16 protein-coding genes are annotated in these 17292 nt (G+C 36.5%); 11 read left to right on the forward strand and 5 right to left on the reverse strand.

All coding sequences use genetic code 11. The features are described 5' to 3' along the window. Nucleotides 1-34: 34 nt before the first annotated feature. Nucleotides 35-691 (reverse strand): T9SS type A sorting domain-containing protein, encoded by a 657-nt coding sequence (locus tag GVN22_RS09060; RefSeq protein WP_166550702.1) that lies wholly within the window; start codon nucleotides 689-691, stop codon nucleotides 35-37. Nucleotides 692-934: 243 nt separating this feature from the next. Next, nucleotides 935-2644 (reverse strand): OstA-like protein, encoded by a 1710-nt coding sequence (locus GVN22_RS09065; RefSeq protein WP_205690826.1) that lies wholly within the window; start codon nucleotides 2642-2644, stop codon nucleotides 935-937. A gap of 30 nt (nucleotides 2645-2674) precedes the next feature. On the opposite strand from GVN22_RS09065, the gene tilS reads away from it, so the two are divergent. The 9 genes from tilS (at nucleotide 2675) to GVN22_RS09110 (ending at nucleotide 10057) form a co-directional block, all read left to right on the forward strand. Next, nucleotides 2675-4003 (forward strand): tRNA lysidine(34) synthetase TilS, encoded by a 1329-nt coding sequence (tilS, locus tag GVN22_RS09070; RefSeq protein ID WP_166550703.1) that lies wholly within the window; start codon nucleotides 2675-2677, stop codon nucleotides 4001-4003. 209 nt (nucleotides 4004-4212) lie between these two features. After that, nucleotides 4213-4704 carry an RNA polymerase sigma factor gene (locus GVN22_RS09075; RefSeq protein WP_370520402.1) on the forward strand — a complete coding sequence of 164 codons (492 nt, stop codon included), beginning with the start codon at nucleotides 4213-4215 and terminating at the stop codon, nucleotides 4702-4704. Nucleotides 4705-4750: 46 nt separating this feature from the next. Further along, nucleotides 4751-5332: a hypothetical protein gene (locus GVN22_RS09080; protein ID WP_166550704.1), complete on the forward strand. Its 582-nt coding sequence runs from the start codon at nucleotides 4751-4753 to the stop codon at nucleotides 5330-5332. 33 nt (nucleotides 5333-5365) lie between these two features. Continuing rightward, nucleotides 5366-5791, forward strand: a complete 426-nt coding sequence (locus GVN22_RS09085) for a hypothetical protein (protein ID WP_166550705.1) — start codon at nucleotides 5366-5368, stop codon at nucleotides 5789-5791. A gap of 58 nt (nucleotides 5792-5849) precedes the next feature. Next, the gene (locus GVN22_RS09090; RefSeq protein WP_166550706.1) at nucleotides 5850-6728 is read left to right on the forward strand and encodes a TraB/GumN family protein; all 879 of its coding nucleotides are present in this window, start codon (nucleotides 5850-5852) and stop codon (nucleotides 6726-6728) included. 48 nt (nucleotides 6729-6776) lie between these two features. After that, nucleotides 6777-7079 carry a nucleotidyltransferase family protein gene (locus GVN22_RS09095; RefSeq protein WP_166550707.1) on the forward strand — a complete coding sequence of 101 codons (303 nt, stop codon included), beginning with the start codon at nucleotides 6777-6779 and terminating at the stop codon, nucleotides 7077-7079. Then, a complete protein-coding gene (locus tag GVN22_RS09100) occupies nucleotides 7069-7431 on the forward strand; it encodes a DUF86 domain-containing protein (protein WP_166550708.1) in 363 nt (120 codons plus the stop codon). Before GVN22_RS09095 ends, GVN22_RS09100 begins: the two co-directional genes overlap by 11 nt. 270 nt (nucleotides 7432-7701) lie before the next feature. Continuing rightward, on the forward strand, nucleotides 7702-9102 hold the full coding sequence (locus GVN22_RS09105; RefSeq protein ID WP_166550709.1) for an MBL fold metallo-hydrolase RNA specificity domain-containing protein: 1401 nt from the start codon (nucleotides 7702-7704) through the stop codon (nucleotides 9100-9102). Nucleotides 9103-9217: 115 nt separating this feature from the next. Then, a complete protein-coding gene (locus tag GVN22_RS09110) occupies nucleotides 9218-10057 on the forward strand; it encodes a universal stress protein (protein WP_166550710.1) in 840 nt (279 codons plus the stop codon). Between the two features lie 311 nt (nucleotides 10058-10368). Here GVN22_RS09110 and GVN22_RS09115 read toward each other — a convergent pair whose 3' ends face one another. Next, a complete protein-coding gene (locus GVN22_RS09115; protein ID WP_240915590.1) occupies nucleotides 10369-12648 on the reverse strand; it encodes a penicillin acylase family protein in 2280 nt (759 codons plus the stop codon). 320 nt (nucleotides 12649-12968) lie between these two features. Here GVN22_RS09115 and GVN22_RS09120 point away from each other — a divergent pair, with 320 nt between their 5' ends. Next, nucleotides 12969-14105 (forward strand): DUF4249 domain-containing protein, encoded by a 1137-nt coding sequence (locus GVN22_RS09120; RefSeq protein WP_166550711.1) that lies wholly within the window; start codon nucleotides 12969-12971, stop codon nucleotides 14103-14105. Between the two features lie 24 nt (nucleotides 14106-14129). Then, entirely contained in the window at nucleotides 14130-16526 is a 2397-nt protein-coding gene (locus GVN22_RS09125; protein ID WP_166550712.1) for a TonB-dependent receptor, read from the forward strand. 57 nt (nucleotides 16527-16583) lie between these two features. Here the strand turns inward: GVN22_RS09125 and GVN22_RS09130 are convergent, their stop codons facing one another. Next, nucleotides 16584-16895, reverse strand: coding sequence for a hypothetical protein (locus GVN22_RS09130; protein WP_166550713.1), 312 nt, complete (start codon nucleotides 16893-16895; stop codon nucleotides 16584-16586). A gap of 72 nt (nucleotides 16896-16967) precedes the next feature. Beyond that, a partial coding sequence (locus GVN22_RS27725; RefSeq protein ID WP_205690827.1) for a hypothetical protein occupies nucleotides 16968-17292 on the reverse strand: 325 nt, incomplete at its 5' end.

Genomic DNA, 17292 nt, shown 5'->3' on the forward strand with positions numbered 1-17292 from the left:
TAGCCTCTTTTAAACCTTTTAACACTACAATATTTTATTGGTGTCTCACTAACAATTTTTTGGTTACTAATGAGCGTCCATCTGCTGTCAATTGATATAAATAAATGCCATTTGGCCAGTCTTTTGTCGATATTCTAGACTTACGTTGATCTTTTTCCAAAATCTCTTCTTTTACTTCACTTCCCAAAATATTATAGAAAGTAATTTTTGCTTCACTTACTTGCGAAGAGATATTGAAATTAATATCTGCGTGGTCGTCTGCTGGATTTGGGAAAATATTAGATACCCAAAGTTTATCATTAGAGAACAAATGTTCTTCTGCGTTCAATGCTTCCTCTGTACGAGCTGTCTCGGCTACAGCATTGTTATTCGTAACCTCATTTTTTGCTACAGTCTTAGCTGATTGTTGCGACAATAACGAGTTAGAAAAATACTGATTAATAGCAGTAGAACGCTGTAAATGAATACCACGATCAACACGATCAAGTGTATTCGAATAAGGTTGAAAATAAGAAAAAGTAGATTTTCTCAAAGATGAAACCGTTGATGCTGAAGTGCTAGTTTTCTGCTTTGGCTTCATATCCAAACGGCTTTTATATTTATTTTCGGTTTGGGCGCTAGCTTCAATGCTCGACATCACTGCTGTCAGCATTAATAAACTACCCAATATGTATTTTTGTAGAAGTTTCATTTCATCTAATTGATATTAATAAATTTTAAAACAAAAAATAAGGAAGGTTGTAATGATAAATTTAATAATGCTTGGTGTTTTTCTATTTTCAAGCAATAATCATACAAACTTTATACTATAGACTGATAAATGTATGAAAAGGTTGCTCCTAAAGTAAAATTTTTTTTACGATTTACACAATAAATTCGTACAAGTACTATTACACAAAAATATAGTAAAATATTTCAATTATACTATCACTAACTATTTTTTAATATTTTTTTTAGCTAACGGCTTTGCAGGCGTTTTAACGGGGCTTTTCTTCTGTGAGACAGAATCTTTTGGTACAGGTTTAGTCTCGACAGGTGCGATATAAGCTACTTTTTTCAAAATACTTTCTTTACTAGGCTTATCTGCAATTTTCCACCTAAAACCATCCAATTCTTTATCATCTTCTTTGATTTCTTTGGGAGGCATGAATTTGCCATCGGGTTTGGCTAAAAATGCAATTTTAGAGATTTTACTTTTTCCAAAATACATATTCATTTTACTACACTGAACACGATTCATCCCAGTAAGCTTATTCTTATCATCTATGGCAAAATAAATACTTTCTCCATTTCCATCGACGCTTACCTTTTCTACCTTCGAATCTTTGGTAAAGTTGGCTACAATCTTACGACCTTTTACTTGGTTGTAATTATTGAGGGTATCTACCGAAACTACGAAAGATTTGCCTTTCATATTCATGACGTGCACTTTGTTATTTTTCAACAAAATGTTGATAGAATCAGCTTCTGATTGGTTTTTATTATTCCAAAGAATGGGTTTCTGATAAAAATAAATTGTCGAATCAGATACATTATAACTTAGCGAATCACATTTGGCCGAAAGGTCAGATTTATATACCTGTACCTTTTTGTACGCATAAAGCTTACGAGTTTTGGTTTCCTTATTGTCCAATGACACCAAGGTATCGGCTGTCAGAAAAAGGGTATCATTTTCAAATACATTTTTCAGTAAAGCTCTCCCAAAAACTCTGGTAACTCCTATTTTCTTGGCGTATCGCCCATGCTCTCCTGTAAGAATTGCTTTATCTTTTTTCGAAACAAAAACGATATTTCCATTGGCAATCCCAATCTCGGTAGGAGGGTCATAAATCATCGTATCGGCAGTCATGACATAGTCATCCGTCTTGACCGTCGAACGTCCTTTTAGATTGGCAATTTTTGTAATGGTATTATACTGACTCCCTGGATTGGCATAAGTGGTGTCTTTTTTATTCACAATTGTCGTGGGTGCAATAAAAAAGGCTTCCTTCGATAGTGTGCTATATCGTAGCGAATCGGCAGTAAGTGAACCATCTTTGTCTACCACTTTAACATTATGCTTAAAATCAAAAAGTTTGGTAACTGTATTGTAATAACCTTCACGACTGGTCAGAGTACTTTTTTTATCCACAATTTTCCCGTTGGTATTGTAGTATGCCACGTGAGAATTGAGGTTGTAATCCATCTGCTTGGTTGTCAGAATGATAGTGCCATCATCGAGTTTGACACGTCCGTTCATTTTCGCCAATCGGTCGTTACCAAAGTAATAGGCTGTATCGCCTGTGATTGTTACCGTATCAGCTTGAATGATTTTTACTTTTCCGTAAGCTTCCAAAACATTAGTTGTTTCATTCAAAATAGCTTGTGTACAGTACACCAGAGTGGTACCTTGACGTAGCGCTACATTGCCCAAAAGCTTACGAATTTGCATGAAAGGGGTATTTTGTCCCACCAAGCTATCTGCCTTGATGATTTCTACCTGACTTTGTCCAAAAGAAGTTGATTGAAAGCCCAAAAGACTGAAAATCATGAACAAAAGGATATACGGTTTTGAGGCAAAAAAAGATTTCTTTGTCTCAAAAGAAGGAATCGAGCCGATAAATGTCCCGATTTGCTGTATTTTAGAGTAACTTTGTCGCATCATATTAGAGCTACAAAATTAGCCAATAAAACCATGCTTGACGAGTTTTTAACGTTTATTAACAACAAAAATCTGATTAATTCTTCCGATAAAGTCCTCTTGGCTGTAAGTGGTGGAATGGACTCAGTAGTAATGTGTGATTTATTTAGCAAAGCCAAAATAGACTTTGCCATTGCACACTGTAATTTCGGACTTCGTGGAGAAGAATCAAACGAAGATGAGACTTTTGTAAAAAAACTTTCTATAAAATACAAAGTTCCGTTCTTTGTAACTACTTTTCAAACAGCTGAATTTGCTGAAAATGAGAAGGTTTCAATCCAAATGGCTGCAAGAATTTTGAGATACCAGTGGTTTGAAAAATTACGTGTGCAGCATCAGTTTGACTACATCGCAACGGCGCATCATCAAAACGATGTATTAGAAACAGTCTTGTTGAATCTTACAAAAGGTACAGGTATTGCAGGTATGCACGGTATCCAAATTAAAAATGGCGTAATCATTCGCCCAATTTGGTTTGCCGAAAAGGAACAAATATTTGACTATGTAGTTGAAAATCAAATTATTTGGCGTGAAGACTCTTCAAATGAGTCTAATAAGTACCAACGTAATTTGATTCGTAATGAAGTAGTGCCTTTATTGAAGCAAATCAATCCAAATTTGGAGCAGACTATTCAACAGACGGTAGAGCGTATTGCGGCAGTGGAGGAGATTTTTTATCAAGAAATCGAAATGCTTCGTAAGCAAATTGTTTGGAGTGATGGCAAAGTGTTTTTTGTGAATTACAAAGCGATTCAGACGCTTTCTCAACCGATAGTGAAACTGACGGAGTTGCTGAAGCCTTTCAACTTTACTTATCAGCAGTGTCAAGAGATTTTTGCTAGTTTTGACAAAGAACCTGGTCGCACTTTCTTATCACCTACGCATGAGTTGGTGAAGGATAGAACCGAATTGGTTATTACGCTCAAAAACTTGACTAGCTTCGAAAGTCGCGTCATTGAAGCAAATGATACTAAGGTTAGAACAGATAATTTCCAATTAGATTTTGAGATTTTTGATCGCCCAGAAGATTATAAAGTACCTACTGCGAAAAAGTACGCATGCTTGGATGCAGACAAAGTACGTTTCCCGCTACAACTTCGTAAATACAAAGAAGGAGATTGGTTTTGTCCACTGGGAATGAATAAGAAAAAATTGATAAGTGATTTCTTGACAGACCAAAAAGTGCCTTTAAATCTGAAAAAAGAAACCTACTTGCTTACCTCCAATGGCTCAACTATGTGGGTGGTCAACCAGCGTGTAGATGACCGTTTTAAGGTAACGGATAAAACTACTCGTATTTTGTTGATTGAGTGTTTTAGTTAGGGTTGAAAATAAATAGAGAATATACCCACGAAGGAATTTGTGTCTTTCGGGGGTATTTTTTTATACTTTTTACAAGAAAATAGACCATTCCTGTAATTCTTCCATAGTTATGACGACAAATGTCATAAATTCCTTAAAATGAGTTTAAGTACAAACTATTTTAGGCAAGGACAAAGGACAACTCATCACTCAAAACTCAGCACTCATACGTGTCCATTGAAAAACAATTTGTTACGGCATTACAGGCTCATCAAGCAATCATCCACAAAATTTGTGGGATGTATTGCCGTGACCTTGATGGTCGAGAAGATCTTTTTCAAGAAATTGTAATACAGTTATGGAAGGCATTCCCAAAGTTTAGACATGAATCCAAAGTTTCTACTTGGGTATATCAGATAGCACTCAATGTGGCGATTTCAGACTTACGGAAAATTAAACGAAAACCTATTTCTCAATCACTTGACGAACTTCATCATGATATTCCTGATTGGATATCTGATTCAGCACAAGAGGAAAAACTGCAACTATTGTACAAAGCAATGGAATATCTTTCTTCGGTAGAAAAAGCCTTGTTGATGTTATATTTTGAAGAAAAAGAAAATGAAGAAATTGCTGATATTATGGGGATAACTGCCAATAATGTTAGAGTAAAAATGACTCGGATCAGAGAGAAATTGAGAACTGAAATAGGTCGAAAATAGTAATTTATTCCGTTAAATCACTCCATTTCAAATTACAATATCCAACATGGAACTAGATGATTTAAAACATATTTGGCAAAATGCAGGTGAAGAATCTCAGCCTTCAATGGATGCTGAGGCTTTATTGCGGCTAACCAAGCAAAGCTCTCAAAATATCATTGAACGTTTGGTTCGAAATATCTGGTATGAACTGCTGGTTTCTATTTTCGTGGTAATCGCATGGTTTTATTATACCTTGTTTTATGCTGAAGAACATTGGAGAATAGGAGGGCTAACGATGGGTATTTTTATGATAGCTAGTTTAGGGTTTTACCTGTGGGGTTTGTTTCGCTTAAAGTCTATTTCAATGGCTGATATTTCATTAAAAGAATCTTTGACACAACTGATTAAACAGTTTAAGCTTTATATCAAAGCCTATACTTGGCTGAATATATTGTTGATACCATTTGCCAATTTTTTAGGGGCATATCTTATTCTGAGTCCTTTGGAAGATGGCATAAAAACTTCGGCGATAATAGCTGTTGGCATGGCTCCTTTGATGTGGTGGTTGATGCGTTGGTATATCAATCGTCTTTATGGTCAGCACCTAACACGATTAGAAAGCATTTTGCAAGAATTGAATGAATAGTTTTAGTTTTGTGGTTCAAATAGAACATGAATTATGCAAACAGATATTCTCAAAAATTTATTAGCACAAAAAGTAGAAAGTTTTTCAACTGAGCAAAAAAAGCAATATAAGGTAATTGAGCTTTATAAAATCATTAATAAACTTAATAAGTCTTTGAAAAACAGTGCTCAGCAACAAACTGCTTTGAGACTTTTGAAAAAAACAATTGAGGCTATTTCAACCAAAAATCCAGAACCTTCAGAGGAGTTTTTGAGTAATTATCAAGAATTACGTCAGTATCTCTTTATGGAGTACAAATACGACCCAGAAGCAAAGGCAACGGTTTATTTATTGGTAGGTTTACTTTTTGGAATCGTATTAGGATGGATTATTAAAAGTTTTTGGCTTGGATTACCAATCGGCTTTTTTGTTGCCTTTTTCTTCTACTATACCTCTCTGAATAATGCGAAGAAAAACTAAGGTAATGGTAAAAGAAAGTAGAATCTCAAAACTCTTCACTCAAAATTCATAACTCAACATGACTTATTTAGCTAAATGTTTTCTCATCGTTTTATGTTTTAGTGCATTGTTGCTTCCGCGCTTGTATGCACAAGAAAAACAGCATTCTTTGTTATGGGAAATTTCTGGAAATGGACTTTCTAAGCCTTCCTATCTTTTTGGAACGATACACGCTATTTGCCCAAAGGATTTTGTCATGAATCAGAGTATTGAACAAAGTGTAACAAAAGCATCACAAGTGTATTTGGAGTTGGATATGGACGAGCCTTCGATGATGATGGATATGCAAAAAATGATGTTTATGCCTGAAGGGACAACGCTCAAATCGCTGATGAAGGAGGGAGATTATCAGTTGGTATCACAGTTTTTTAAAGATTCTATTGGGATAAATGTCGATAAGGTACAAAAGTTAAAACCTTTTGCGTTGAGTTCAATGACGGTGATGAAAATGCTTAACTGTCCTATCAAAAGCTACGAAATGACTTTTGTAGAAATGGCGAAAGCTCAAAAGAAAGAGGTGTTGGGGTTAGAGACGGTCGAAGAACAAATGTCGGCCATTGATAAAATGGGATACGAGCAACAAGCAGATATGATGTTGGTCAAAATGGTAAAAAACTGGAATACCGATAAAAATACTTTTAGCCAAATGATCAAGGATTATAAATCTCAAAACCTAGAGGGTTTACTCAAAGATATGACCTCCTCTTCAACGATGGATGTGGAGTTTGAAAAGAACTTATTGAATGACCGAAATAAAAATTGGGTACCAAGAATCAAAAAAGTTATTCATGAAAAATCTACTTTTTTTGCGGTAGGAGCAGGGCACTTGCCTGGCGAAAATGGAGTGATTAATTTATTGAGAAAAGAAGGATATACGGTGAAAGCTGTTGTGAAATAAGATGTTTTTGGTCTATTTATTTACCGTAGTTTATTATCTTTGAATGAGATGACTCCAATTGAAAAACATATAGATTCGATTGTAAACCTTTGTAAATCCCATAAGGTAAAATCATTATATGTATTTGGTTCAGTTTTGACAAGTCGTTTTAGCTCAGATAGTGATATAGACTTAATTGTAGATTTTGAGAACATCGCATTAGAGGACTATGCCGATAATTATTTCGATTTAAAGTATTCATTACAAACGCTCCTTCAAAAGCCTGTTGATTTGCTTGAAGAAAAAGCAATCAAAAACCCTTTTTTTAGAGAGAAAATCACTCAACAAAAAAAAATAATTTATGGAAAATGAGGTGAAAATTTGGCTTTACGATATACTCAATGCAATAAATGAGATTGATAGCTTTTTTATCGATATTCCAAAAACTTACGCTGTTTATCAAAATGATTTACGTACGCGAAGGGCAGTAGAGCGAAACATAGAGATTATAGGAGAGGCAATCAACAGAATATTGAAAGTTAATGAAAATATTCAGATTAGTGATGCACGTAAGGTAGTTGATACGCGCAACAGAATTATTCATGGATATGATTCTGTTTCTGATGAGATGATTTGGAGTATTGTCATTAAATATATTCCAAAATTACAGACTGAGATAGAAACAATACTACATACGGACGACTCTAATCAAAACATAGAATGATATATTCACTTAATCTATAGCTCTTTAGAAGAGACAAGTTGAAACATGATATATATACCAAGCATGGTAGGTGTTGTAGAATCAAGCACTTACCATGCTTTTATTTTTGGCTTTACTACTCTAATTCTAACCCAAATCCCATACCTCAAAGCCTACTCCTCACTTGATTTATATCATCTTTTTTATTGACGGTGCTAAGAATAATGTGTGATGTTTCGTTCTACCTTTAGTATATAGAGTTTTCATCCAAAAACAAACTTATCTAAAGCTATGAAACTATCATTTCACGGTGCTGCTCAGACTGTTACAGGTAGCAAGCATTTAATCACGCTGAAAAACGGCAAAAAACTTTTATTGGATTGTGGGATGTTTCAAGGGAGAGGTAACGAAACCGATTCGCTTAATAGAGAATTTGGATTTGACCCTGCCGAAATTGACTATATGGTGCTTTCACATGCTCATATCGACCACTCAGGTCTGATTCCTAAGCTGGTTAATGAAGGCTATAAAGGGAAAGTCTATTGCACCTATCCTACCAAAGATTTAGCTCAAATTCTCTTGTTAGATTCAGCTCATATTCAAGAAACTGATGCTAAGTTTATCAACAAAAAACGTCGAGACGCTAACAAATCAGCCTTAAAGCCTTTGTATGAAACACAGGATGTCATGCGTTGTTTGATACGATTTGTGCCCAAAGAACTAGACGAATGGCATCAAATCGATGAGGATATTCAACTCAAATTTACCGAAGCAGGACATATCCTTGGGGCAGCGGTGGTAAATCTCAAAATTAAAGAAGATGAGGAAATTAAGCATTTGACATTTACAGGCGATGTGGGTAGGTACAACGATTCTATTTTGAAATCACCAGCTCCTTTTCCACAAGCAGACATTATTATTTGTGAATCTACGTATGGAGATTCCTTGCATGATGATGCACAAGTTTCGGAAGAAGAATTTATCAAAGTTATTCTGAGAACTTGTTTTGAGCGAGAAGGTAAATTGATTATTCCTGCCTTTAGTGTTGGACGCACACAGGAGCTAGTGTATATCTTAAATCGTTTGATTGAAAGTGGCAATATCCCTTCATTGAATGTATATGTTGATAGTCCATTATCTACTGAGGCAACGCGAATTACTTACAATCATCCAGAGTGTTTTAACAAAAAACTGTTGAAATACATGGAACATGATGAAAATCCATTTGACTTTTCGACCTTAAGATATATAACTGATAAAGAATCTTCTCAAGATTTAAACCAGAAAAAAGAGCCTTGTATTATCATTTCGGCATCAGGAATGGCAGAGGCTGGACGTGTAAAACACCATATTGCTAATTCTATTCAAAATTCCAGAAATACCATTTTGTTAGCAGGCTATTGTGAACCCAATTCTTTGGGGGGAAGACTCAAATTACGTCCTTCGAATGTCACTATTTTTGGAGAAGAATATCAGGTAAAAGCCGAAATAGCTGAGATAAAAAGTCTTTCGGCACATGCCGATTATGAAGATTTGTCACAGTTTTTGTCTTGCCAAGATCCACAGTTGGTCAAGCAGTTTTTTGTCGTGCATGGCGAGCCCGAGGTACAAGAGCATTTTAAAAGAAGACTTATCAAAAAAGGATTTGTGGAGGTATATATACCCGCCCCTCACCAATCTTTTCATGTCTGATTTTTCTCAGAAATGCGACTAATTTCTGTCTCATAATGAAGTGATTAGCGTCATTTAGTAATAAAACAATGCTTTGTAGTTTTGACATAGAAATTCAACCTAAACAGCATTGGTCATGAAAAAAGTTATCGTAGCGTTTGATGGTCTTCATTTCTCTAAAGGAGCAGTAAATTATGCCATTCAGTTGGCCAAAGATAGTGGCTCGGTTATTACGGGCGTTTTTCTACACGATTTGTACTATCGCTATGGCGCTTCGGCTACCGTGTTGGAAGGTCAACCCTATTTTGATGCAAGTCCCTTGTTGAAATTGGCAGAGGAAGAAGAAGTAGAACTCAACAAAAATATTCAGCAGTTTGAGTGGTATTGCAAGGAGTTTTACCCACATTATGAGGTTGTAAAAGACATGGGTATTCCTGATTATGATTTGGTACGTGAAAGTCGTTTTGCGGATGTGATTATTGTAGGAGGAGAGGTTTCGTTTACCGAAGAAAAGCAAAAAGCCAATAATCAGTTTGTAAAAGAGCTTTTGAAAGATGCCGAATGCCCTGTTATCGTAGTGCCAGAAGACCCAGACCCGATTCATCACATTACCTTGACGTATGATGGCTCAGCGTCATCGGTTTTTGCGATAAAACAATTTTTGTACTTGTTTCCTGCCAAGCGCTATAAAGAATTTACAGTAGTATCTGTGGCAGAAAAAGAAGGTTCCATGACAATTCCTCGTGAGGAGGCGTTTATGAATTTTCTGAAAAAACAAGTAAGTACAGTCCATTTTGAAGTATTACCACACGGTAATCCTGGCGAAATGCTGGCAAATTATATCAATACACATCGTACATCAATCGTCGTGATGGGATCGTATGGCAGAAATGTATTGTCGAGAATATTACATAAAAGTACTTCAGAAGAGCTTTTACAAAATCTGAAAGTACCTGTATTTATTACACATATTTAAGAAAGTGGATAGAAGTGTAAAACCTTACTATTCAATTCTAGTTTCATAGAGAGAGATAAGTATTAGGGATTTCAAAAAGCATCGACAAATTTTGTTGATGCTTTTTTATTTAATTGTGAATTGTGAATGAAGAATTGTGAATAAGTGTAAGTTGATTTTGAACTCTTGCTGAAGCGCCAAAAATTTTGAGGTACTCACTTTGGATTTTAGTGTATTTTCAAAAAACTATGTCTCCGAAATCCAATATCAATACCCACAATTGATGCTTTAGGACAAATCCAAATTCACCATTCACAATTCACCACTCATAATTATTTCCCTGGATTATAGATTCTTTCGGCAAATTTTATGACGTCTTCTTTGTAGTAAAGAACTTCTTTGAATTGACCGTTGGTGTACATTTCGGCTTGGTCGAAGAAGTGAATGGAGTTAGGGTTACCACTTTGACCACCTGCCAATAAAGATTTAGCTTTTACTTTTTCTCCAAATTCTACGACACAGATAAAGCTATTGCCATTGACACCATATCGTTTTTTGGTGCCATAATATCTTCCTGTGTAAGAAGGAAGCATCCCCCAAGCCGAAGAGGCAAATGGTACTGGAATACTCGCTTTGCTATCGTCATACTTTTGCTCAATATCGTTCGAAATACGTTGGAAGCGGTTGATTTCGCCCCATGCAACTTGCCAAGTACCAAAACGGTTACGAAGGTCTTGGATGGTTTCTAGCATTGGGTCTAGGAGTTCTTTGGTAGATGCTGTGGCTACATATTGTTCAGTACGACCTACTTGATCGGCTTTTAGCTCATCTTTGACTTGTACTCGGGCTATAGCAGACTGTAGTCTTGTGGCCCATTCGATTGCCAATGCCGTCGGAATAGAACTTTTGCTAGTACGAAAATCCCAAAGCTTTAATTGTTCAATAGGTTCGGCTAGAGACGAATAGTTGCTATTTTGACTTTCTTTTTCGTACGCTTTTATCAAGGCAGGTACAAGTACTTCAAATGCCGCCAAATAGGTATCATAACCCGCTTCAATGACTTTGTCTAAATTGTACTTTGGAATGCTACTCAAAACTCTTACTGCATTTATTCCTCTGAAATTTTCACCATCTGGAGCCATGTATTTCGGATAATCGACACGTTTGGGACTATTACTTCCTGCTACGGTATAAGGTGTTGCATTACAGTTTTGAAGCCAGCCATTAGTTGGATTGTAAACATGTAGCGACTCTTTTACTGGGTGTAATCCTTTCCATTCGGTAGCTGCAATAGAACCATCGACAGCTTTTGACCAGTCGTATTTGTTGTCACGAATTGGCAAATAGTTGCCATGCCAATAAGCAATATTTCCCTCCGCATCGGCATAGACTGTGTTATTGGAGGTATTTGCCAACAAATCCATCGTTTTTTTATACTCAGCAAAACTATTGGCTTTGGTACGTTGCCAACTTTGAATCAAGCCTGTCATCGAGCGGTTATTGGCTTTCACACTAATCCATTGTCCATTGCGCTTTGCCATTACAGGACCGTGATGTGTGTACATGACATCAAAGTTTTTATCTTCAATTTTGCCATTTTTCAGTACGCCAATTTTTACTTTTTTGATTTTTACAGGTCGCTCTTTGCCTTCATAAAGATATACCCAAGTGTTACCCTTCTTTTGAATTTTTTCAAGATATGTATCCGCAATATCGGTATAACTAGAGGTATGCATCCAGCCACATTTTTCATTAAAGCCTTGATAAACAAATAGCTGCCCCCACGTAACTGCACCGTAGGCATTAAGTCCTTGCTCGCTAATTACGTGTACTTCGGGTCTGAAATAAAAGGTTACGTGCGGATTGATATACAAAATAGCCTTACCTGATTCAGTGATTTTGGGTGAAAAAGCAAAGCCATTCGAGCCTGTCAAGATTTCTTCTTCTACAGGTTTTTGGTAAAAATAGCCTAAAGCGTCTTTTCCTTCGTATAAGCTTTTTAGATCGTTGGTTGTAACATCAGCAGTATTGATAGCCCCAATACTGCCATCTGTCCATAGCAACGAATACCAAGGTTGAAAGCGAGTCAGCAAGGCAGGTTTTACTTCTGGGTGTTTGTAAAGATAATAATTGATGGCATCGGCGTGCGCATTGAGTAGGGTTTTAAGCCAAAGAGGTGCCTTTTGATAATCAGCTACTGCTTCCGAAGAGTCAATAACCATACGGATAAGTAAATCTTCATAAAGCTGGCTTTCTCCTTTTATTTCAGAGAGGCGTCCTAGCTTTTCGATATAATTCATTTCAACTCGCTTGAAATCGTCCTCGCATTGCGCATAAAGCAAACCAAAAACCGCATCAGCATCAGTTTTGCCATAAATATGCGGAATACCCCAATTATCACGAATGATTTGCACTTGTTGTGCTTGCTTTTCCCATCGAGCAATCTCGACTTTATTAAATTTTTGGGCAAACAGGGCAAATGGTAAAAGGTAAAAAAGTAGTAATGAGATTTTTTTCATAGGATTGTTGATGAGTGCTGTTGATAATTGAGTGAATGATTTTAGCAAAAGTAAAATTGTTTCTGCTTGTAGATACGCAATGCTTTGCGTCATGCGTGTCAGGCTGTCTTAAATATCGAAAGACCAATAACACTTAATTTTTTTCTGAGTAAAAATAGAAATTATTTAAGACTCACAAATGAGGCTTTGTCGAAAAACTTGGTCGATAACTCGTTGAAAAATGATTTTTGTGATTTTTTAATAAAAAATAAAAATAAAATAAGCCTTTCGGGTACATTTGTATCCAACTATCCAATTGATTGCACTTTAGTGCAAAATGAAATATATCGGTGTAACGGGCTCGTTGAGAGATAGATCAATACTATTTTTCGGTATGCCCAAGCCAATTTAATACCTTCAGAAACTATCATTCTATGAAAAAAAACTACTTACGACTATACTTTTGGGTCGTCCTTATCGCCGTGGGGCTATGTTCCTGCGTAGACCCTTACGAATATGATTTTGAAAAAGATGGAAAACATTTGGTTGTGGAAGGCTTTTTGAGTGATAATCAAGCCGCTCCCGATACCATTCAGATTTACTATTCTAATTATTCCAATGAGTTTGCTCAAATCTTAGATGCAGATGTTGTAAAAGCCTCTGTGATAGTGGAAGAAACTAAACAAGAAATCCCACTGAAAATCTTAGCCTCGGGCAGACTGATTCCTTTCCCTGACTTCAAACTAAATCCTAATTATTCCTATCGGTTAGCATTTGAATTAAAAACAGGTGACAAATACCAGTCAACCCCAGAGAAAATCAATGCCACCCCGCCGATTTTGAAAGTCAAAAAGCAATTTAATTTACAAAGTGTATTGTCAAATGATGGTAAAACTTACACCTCCGCTACAGAATTGTACGTAGATTTTCAGGACGACCCAACTGCAAACAATTTTTATTTGTGGAGATATACTCATTACGAAAAGCTGGCATTTTGTAAAACTTGTAATAACTCGGTATTGGATTACAAAACGCAATCGTGCGTTACCGCACCTCGTGGGTTGAATAAGTCTTATTATGATTATCCATGCGAGTTTGCCTGCTATGCTATTTTGCATAATTCGAAAGTCATGATTCAAGATGATAGGGCTTCTCAAGGAAAATTGATTAAAGATAAATTGGTTGCTCAAATTCCTTTTTACAACGACTATGGCTGCTTGGTCAATCTTGAACAAATTAGTGTTTCGCTAGAAGTGTATAAGTTTTACCAATTGGTTCGTCAGCTTACTCAAGGTACAGGAGGCTTAGCCGACACACCTCCTTCTGCGATTGTTGGAAATATTCAGAATGTATCAAATCCAGATGAGAAAGTGGTAGGATATTTTGGTGTCGCAAATGTGCAAAAATATAGTTTTTGGATTGACCGAAGCGACGCCGTAGGGCCAATGGCTTTGATTTTTGGGCATTCTATTGTGGAGGAACCTTCTAATCCTCCTACAAGGCCGCCATCTGCTGGCTGTGTCCCAAGTGCAAATCGAACGCCAATTCAACCTAAAGGTTGGCAACAATAATTGTTGAACCCTACCAAAATGACCATGAAACATTTTTTACTCATCATATTTATGCTTTTGTCGCTTGGAGGTTATTCGCAAAGCGGTAATAAAAAGCAGTACACATCATTTACAGGTAGAATTATAGATTCTCTTGATCGAAAGCCTATAGAAAGTGCTGCCGTCAAAATTGATAACCAAGGCGTATATACCCAAGCAGATGGGAGCTATTCTTCTTTGGTGCCTTATGGCGAATACACGGTAACCATTAGTATGGTAGGATATAGAACTTTTCGAAGAAGGATAACTTTTAAAAAAGCTGAATTGAAACTAGACATTAGTCTGTTAAATATTGCTAAAGAACTTGATGAAGTAGTTGTATCGACACAAGGTGCTACCAAAAACGTAGATAGAACACTCTTGGGGGTAACGCCCATGAGTATGAAAACCATTAAAAAAATCCCTGCAATTATGGGAGAGGTGGACGTACTCAGAGGAATTCAAATGTTGCCAGGCGTGACATCGGTTGGAGAGGCCGCCAATGGGGTAAATATCCGAGGAGGTACTACCGATCAAACGTTGATTTTGTTGGACGATACACCCATTTTTAATCCTACCCACCTATTTGGATTATTTTCCGTTTTTACACCCGATGCCGTTAGCGGTGTAGAGTTGTACAAAGGCGGTATTCCTGCCAGATTTGGCGGTAGAACAGCGTCGGTGTTGGATGTGACACTACAAAATCCTAGTCTTACACAGACAAAGCTAAGTGGAGGAATAAGCTTGGTTTCTAATCGTTTGAGTATCGAAACTCCTTTGATTAAAAACAAATTGAGCATGTTGGTGTCTACCAGAGGCTCATTTAATGACTTTTTGTTTCAGTTGGGTTCTGAGCGTCTTAAAAATATTCGAGCAAACTTTTATGATATTGCCACGAAGTTTTTCTTTCAACCTAATCAGAAAAATACTTTTACCTTTTCAGGATATTTTAGTAAAGATTTTTTCCAGACGGATTTGTTGGGTACAGTCAACAATATCAACGCAACGTCTACGCAGTATGATTACAAATCTTTAAATGCGTCATTGAAATGGTTTCATTTGTTTAGTAGTCAACTCGATTGGCAGACGTCGGCTATTTATACAAATTATCAGCCTAAGACGATGTTGCCCCAGTTAAATTCGAGTAATACTGTAGATATTACATCGGCAATTTTGTATCGTCAGCTCAAATCAGAATTACATTATAATCCCAATGAAAAACATAAGTTGACAGGTGGGATTTCGTCTATTTGGTATAAAATCAGTCCGGGGAATTTGGTGCCTAATGCGTCAACAAGTGTAAACCCTATTACCATTCCAGATGAAAATAGTATAGAGGCAGGTATTTATGGAGAAGATGAAATGACTGTAAATTCTAAGTTGAGTGTTTCTGTGGGCTTAAGATATGCTCAATATTGGGCAATGGGAGCAGGTACTGTAAGACGTTACCAAAGTGGTGTTCCACTTTCAGATTTTACTGTAATTGATTCTACAAAATATGGGTCTGGACAAGTGATAGCTTCTTATGGCGGGCTTGAACCACGTATTTCGGCAAAATATTCCTTAACTAATTCATCTTCACTGAAGTTTGGCTACAACTTTATTCGCCAGTATTTACAGGTGGTTTCAAATACGACAACGCCTCTGCCAACATCGCGTTGGGCTACCAGCAACGACTATATTCGTCCGCAAAGTAGTCATTTGTTTTCTTTGGGTTACTTCAAAAATTTTAAGGATAATATCTATGAATTTTCGATGGAAGGATATTATCGTCGCAACGAAAATGTACTTGATTACAAACCTGGGGCAGATTTTGTCTTAAAACCAAATCTCGAAACACAGGTATTACAAGGTAAAGGTATGGCTTATGGTTTGGAGGTAATGTTAAGTAAAAAGAAAGGTGATTTGACGGGTTGGCTAGGATATACTTATTCAAGAAGTTTGAATCAAATCAAGCAAAGCGACCGATATGAGGAGCAAGTCAATGGTGGAAAATGGTATGCTAATAATTTTGATCGACCGCATAGCTTCAACGCCAGCTTGATTATTGGGCAAGGAGCGCATCATGAATTTGGCTTTACGATGGTGTATAATACTGGACGACCATTTACTGTTCCTACAGGGATTGTAGTTTTTGATGGCGTGACCTATCCTTTTTATCAGGATCGCAACAATGCTCGTATTAGTGATTATCATCGTTTGGATTTTTCATGGACAATCCGAAATCCAAGTATGCGCAAACGCCGATGGGAGGGAAGTTGGACTTTTACCGTGTATAATTTATATGGTCGCAAAAATGCCTATTCAGTGTATTTACGCACCGAAGCTGGGATAAAAGCGTATCAATTAACGATTTTTGGTTCGCCAATACCTTCGTTGACTTACAATTTTCATTTTATGTAAAATCAGTAAAATAAACTATTCTAAGAGATGAATTTTAAATTTTATTCTTAGAATAGTTTATCCAATAATGGCCTTATGTTCAAGTGCTTGGCGAATTTCGCAAACCAATAAACCACTTCCTCCTCCATAGTGTTGGATGATCAAAACTGCGGGATTGATAGCCAATAATTCAGCTCTTAGTTTTTCCTCCTCGTCTGGCAAAATGCCATTTCCTAAAAGTACTAAGGCTATATTTTCTTTCTGAAAAATTTGTAGAGCGTCTTGATCAACACATGTTCCGATGGCATTCCAATCGGGCTGTTGATTAATCAAGCGCACCACTACACCCAAGATTTCGGGATGACGACTGATGACTAGGATATTCTCCATATTTATTGAGTGATTTGGTGAATTGTGAATGAGTGAATGATGAATTGTGAATCAGGACTGTACCAAGGATTTCTAATAATTGCGGATTTGGGATTTCTGATTTCTGAAATAAAGTAAAATACCTCTATTTTTTACAAAATATAAAAGATTCACTTCCGAAATCCCACATCCGATATCCGAAATAGACAGTTTTAAAATCCTTCGTACAGTACTGACTATGAATTGTGAATGAGTGATTTTTCTCAATAAAGCAGAGGCAAAAAAATAAAAAAATATAGCTAATTTATTGGTCATTAGATTGTTGTGAAATAACTTTGCCTCTTTGCCTCTTTGCCTCTTTGCCTCTTTGCCTCTTTGCCTCTTTGCCTCTTTGCCTCTTTGCCTCTTTGCCTCTTTG

Source organism: Cellulophaga sp. BC115SP (assembly GCF_009905545.1).
GTDB classification, from domain to species: Bacteria; Bacteroidota; Bacteroidia; order Cytophagales; family Spirosomataceae; genus Flectobacillus; species Flectobacillus rivi.

Coding starts and splice junctions, on each gene's coding strand:
- GVN22_RS09060 (WP_166550702.1), bottom strand. CDS start 691: ATGAAACTTCTACAAAAATACATATTGGGTAGTTTATTAATGCTGACA.
- GVN22_RS09065 (WP_205690826.1), bottom strand. CDS start 2,644: ATGATGCGACAAAGTTACTCTAAAATACAGCAAATCGGGACATTTATC.
- tilS (WP_166550703.1), top strand. CDS start 2,675: ATGCTTGACGAGTTTTTAACGTTTATTAACAACAAAAATCTGATTAAT.
- GVN22_RS09080 (WP_166550704.1), top strand. CDS start 4,751: ATGGAACTAGATGATTTAAAACATATTTGGCAAAATGCAGGTGAAGAA.
- GVN22_RS09085 (WP_166550705.1), top strand. CDS start 5,366: ATGCAAACAGATATTCTCAAAAATTTATTAGCACAAAAAGTAGAAAGT.
- GVN22_RS09090 (WP_166550706.1), top strand. CDS start 5,850: ATGACTTATTTAGCTAAATGTTTTCTCATCGTTTTATGTTTTAGTGCA.
- GVN22_RS09095 (WP_166550707.1), top strand. CDS start 6,777: ATGACTCCAATTGAAAAACATATAGATTCGATTGTAAACCTTTGTAAA.
- GVN22_RS09100 (WP_166550708.1), top strand. CDS start 7,069: ATGGAAAATGAGGTGAAAATTTGGCTTTACGATATACTCAATGCAATA.
- GVN22_RS09105 (WP_166550709.1), top strand. CDS start 7,702: ATGAAACTATCATTTCACGGTGCTGCTCAGACTGTTACAGGTAGCAAG.
- GVN22_RS09110 (WP_166550710.1), top strand. CDS start 9,218: ATGAAAAAAGTTATCGTAGCGTTTGATGGTCTTCATTTCTCTAAAGGA.
- GVN22_RS09115 (WP_240915590.1), bottom strand. CDS start 12,648: ATGACGCAAAGCATTGCGTATCTACAAGCAGAAACAATTTTACTTTTG.
- GVN22_RS09120 (WP_166550711.1), top strand. CDS start 12,969: ATGAAAAAAAACTACTTACGACTATACTTTTGGGTCGTCCTTATCGCC.
- GVN22_RS09125 (WP_166550712.1), top strand. CDS start 14,130: ATGAAACATTTTTTACTCATCATATTTATGCTTTTGTCGCTTGGAGGT.
- GVN22_RS09130 (WP_166550713.1), bottom strand. CDS start 16,895: ATGGAGAATATCCTAGTCATCAGTCGTCATCCCGAAATCTTGGGTGTA.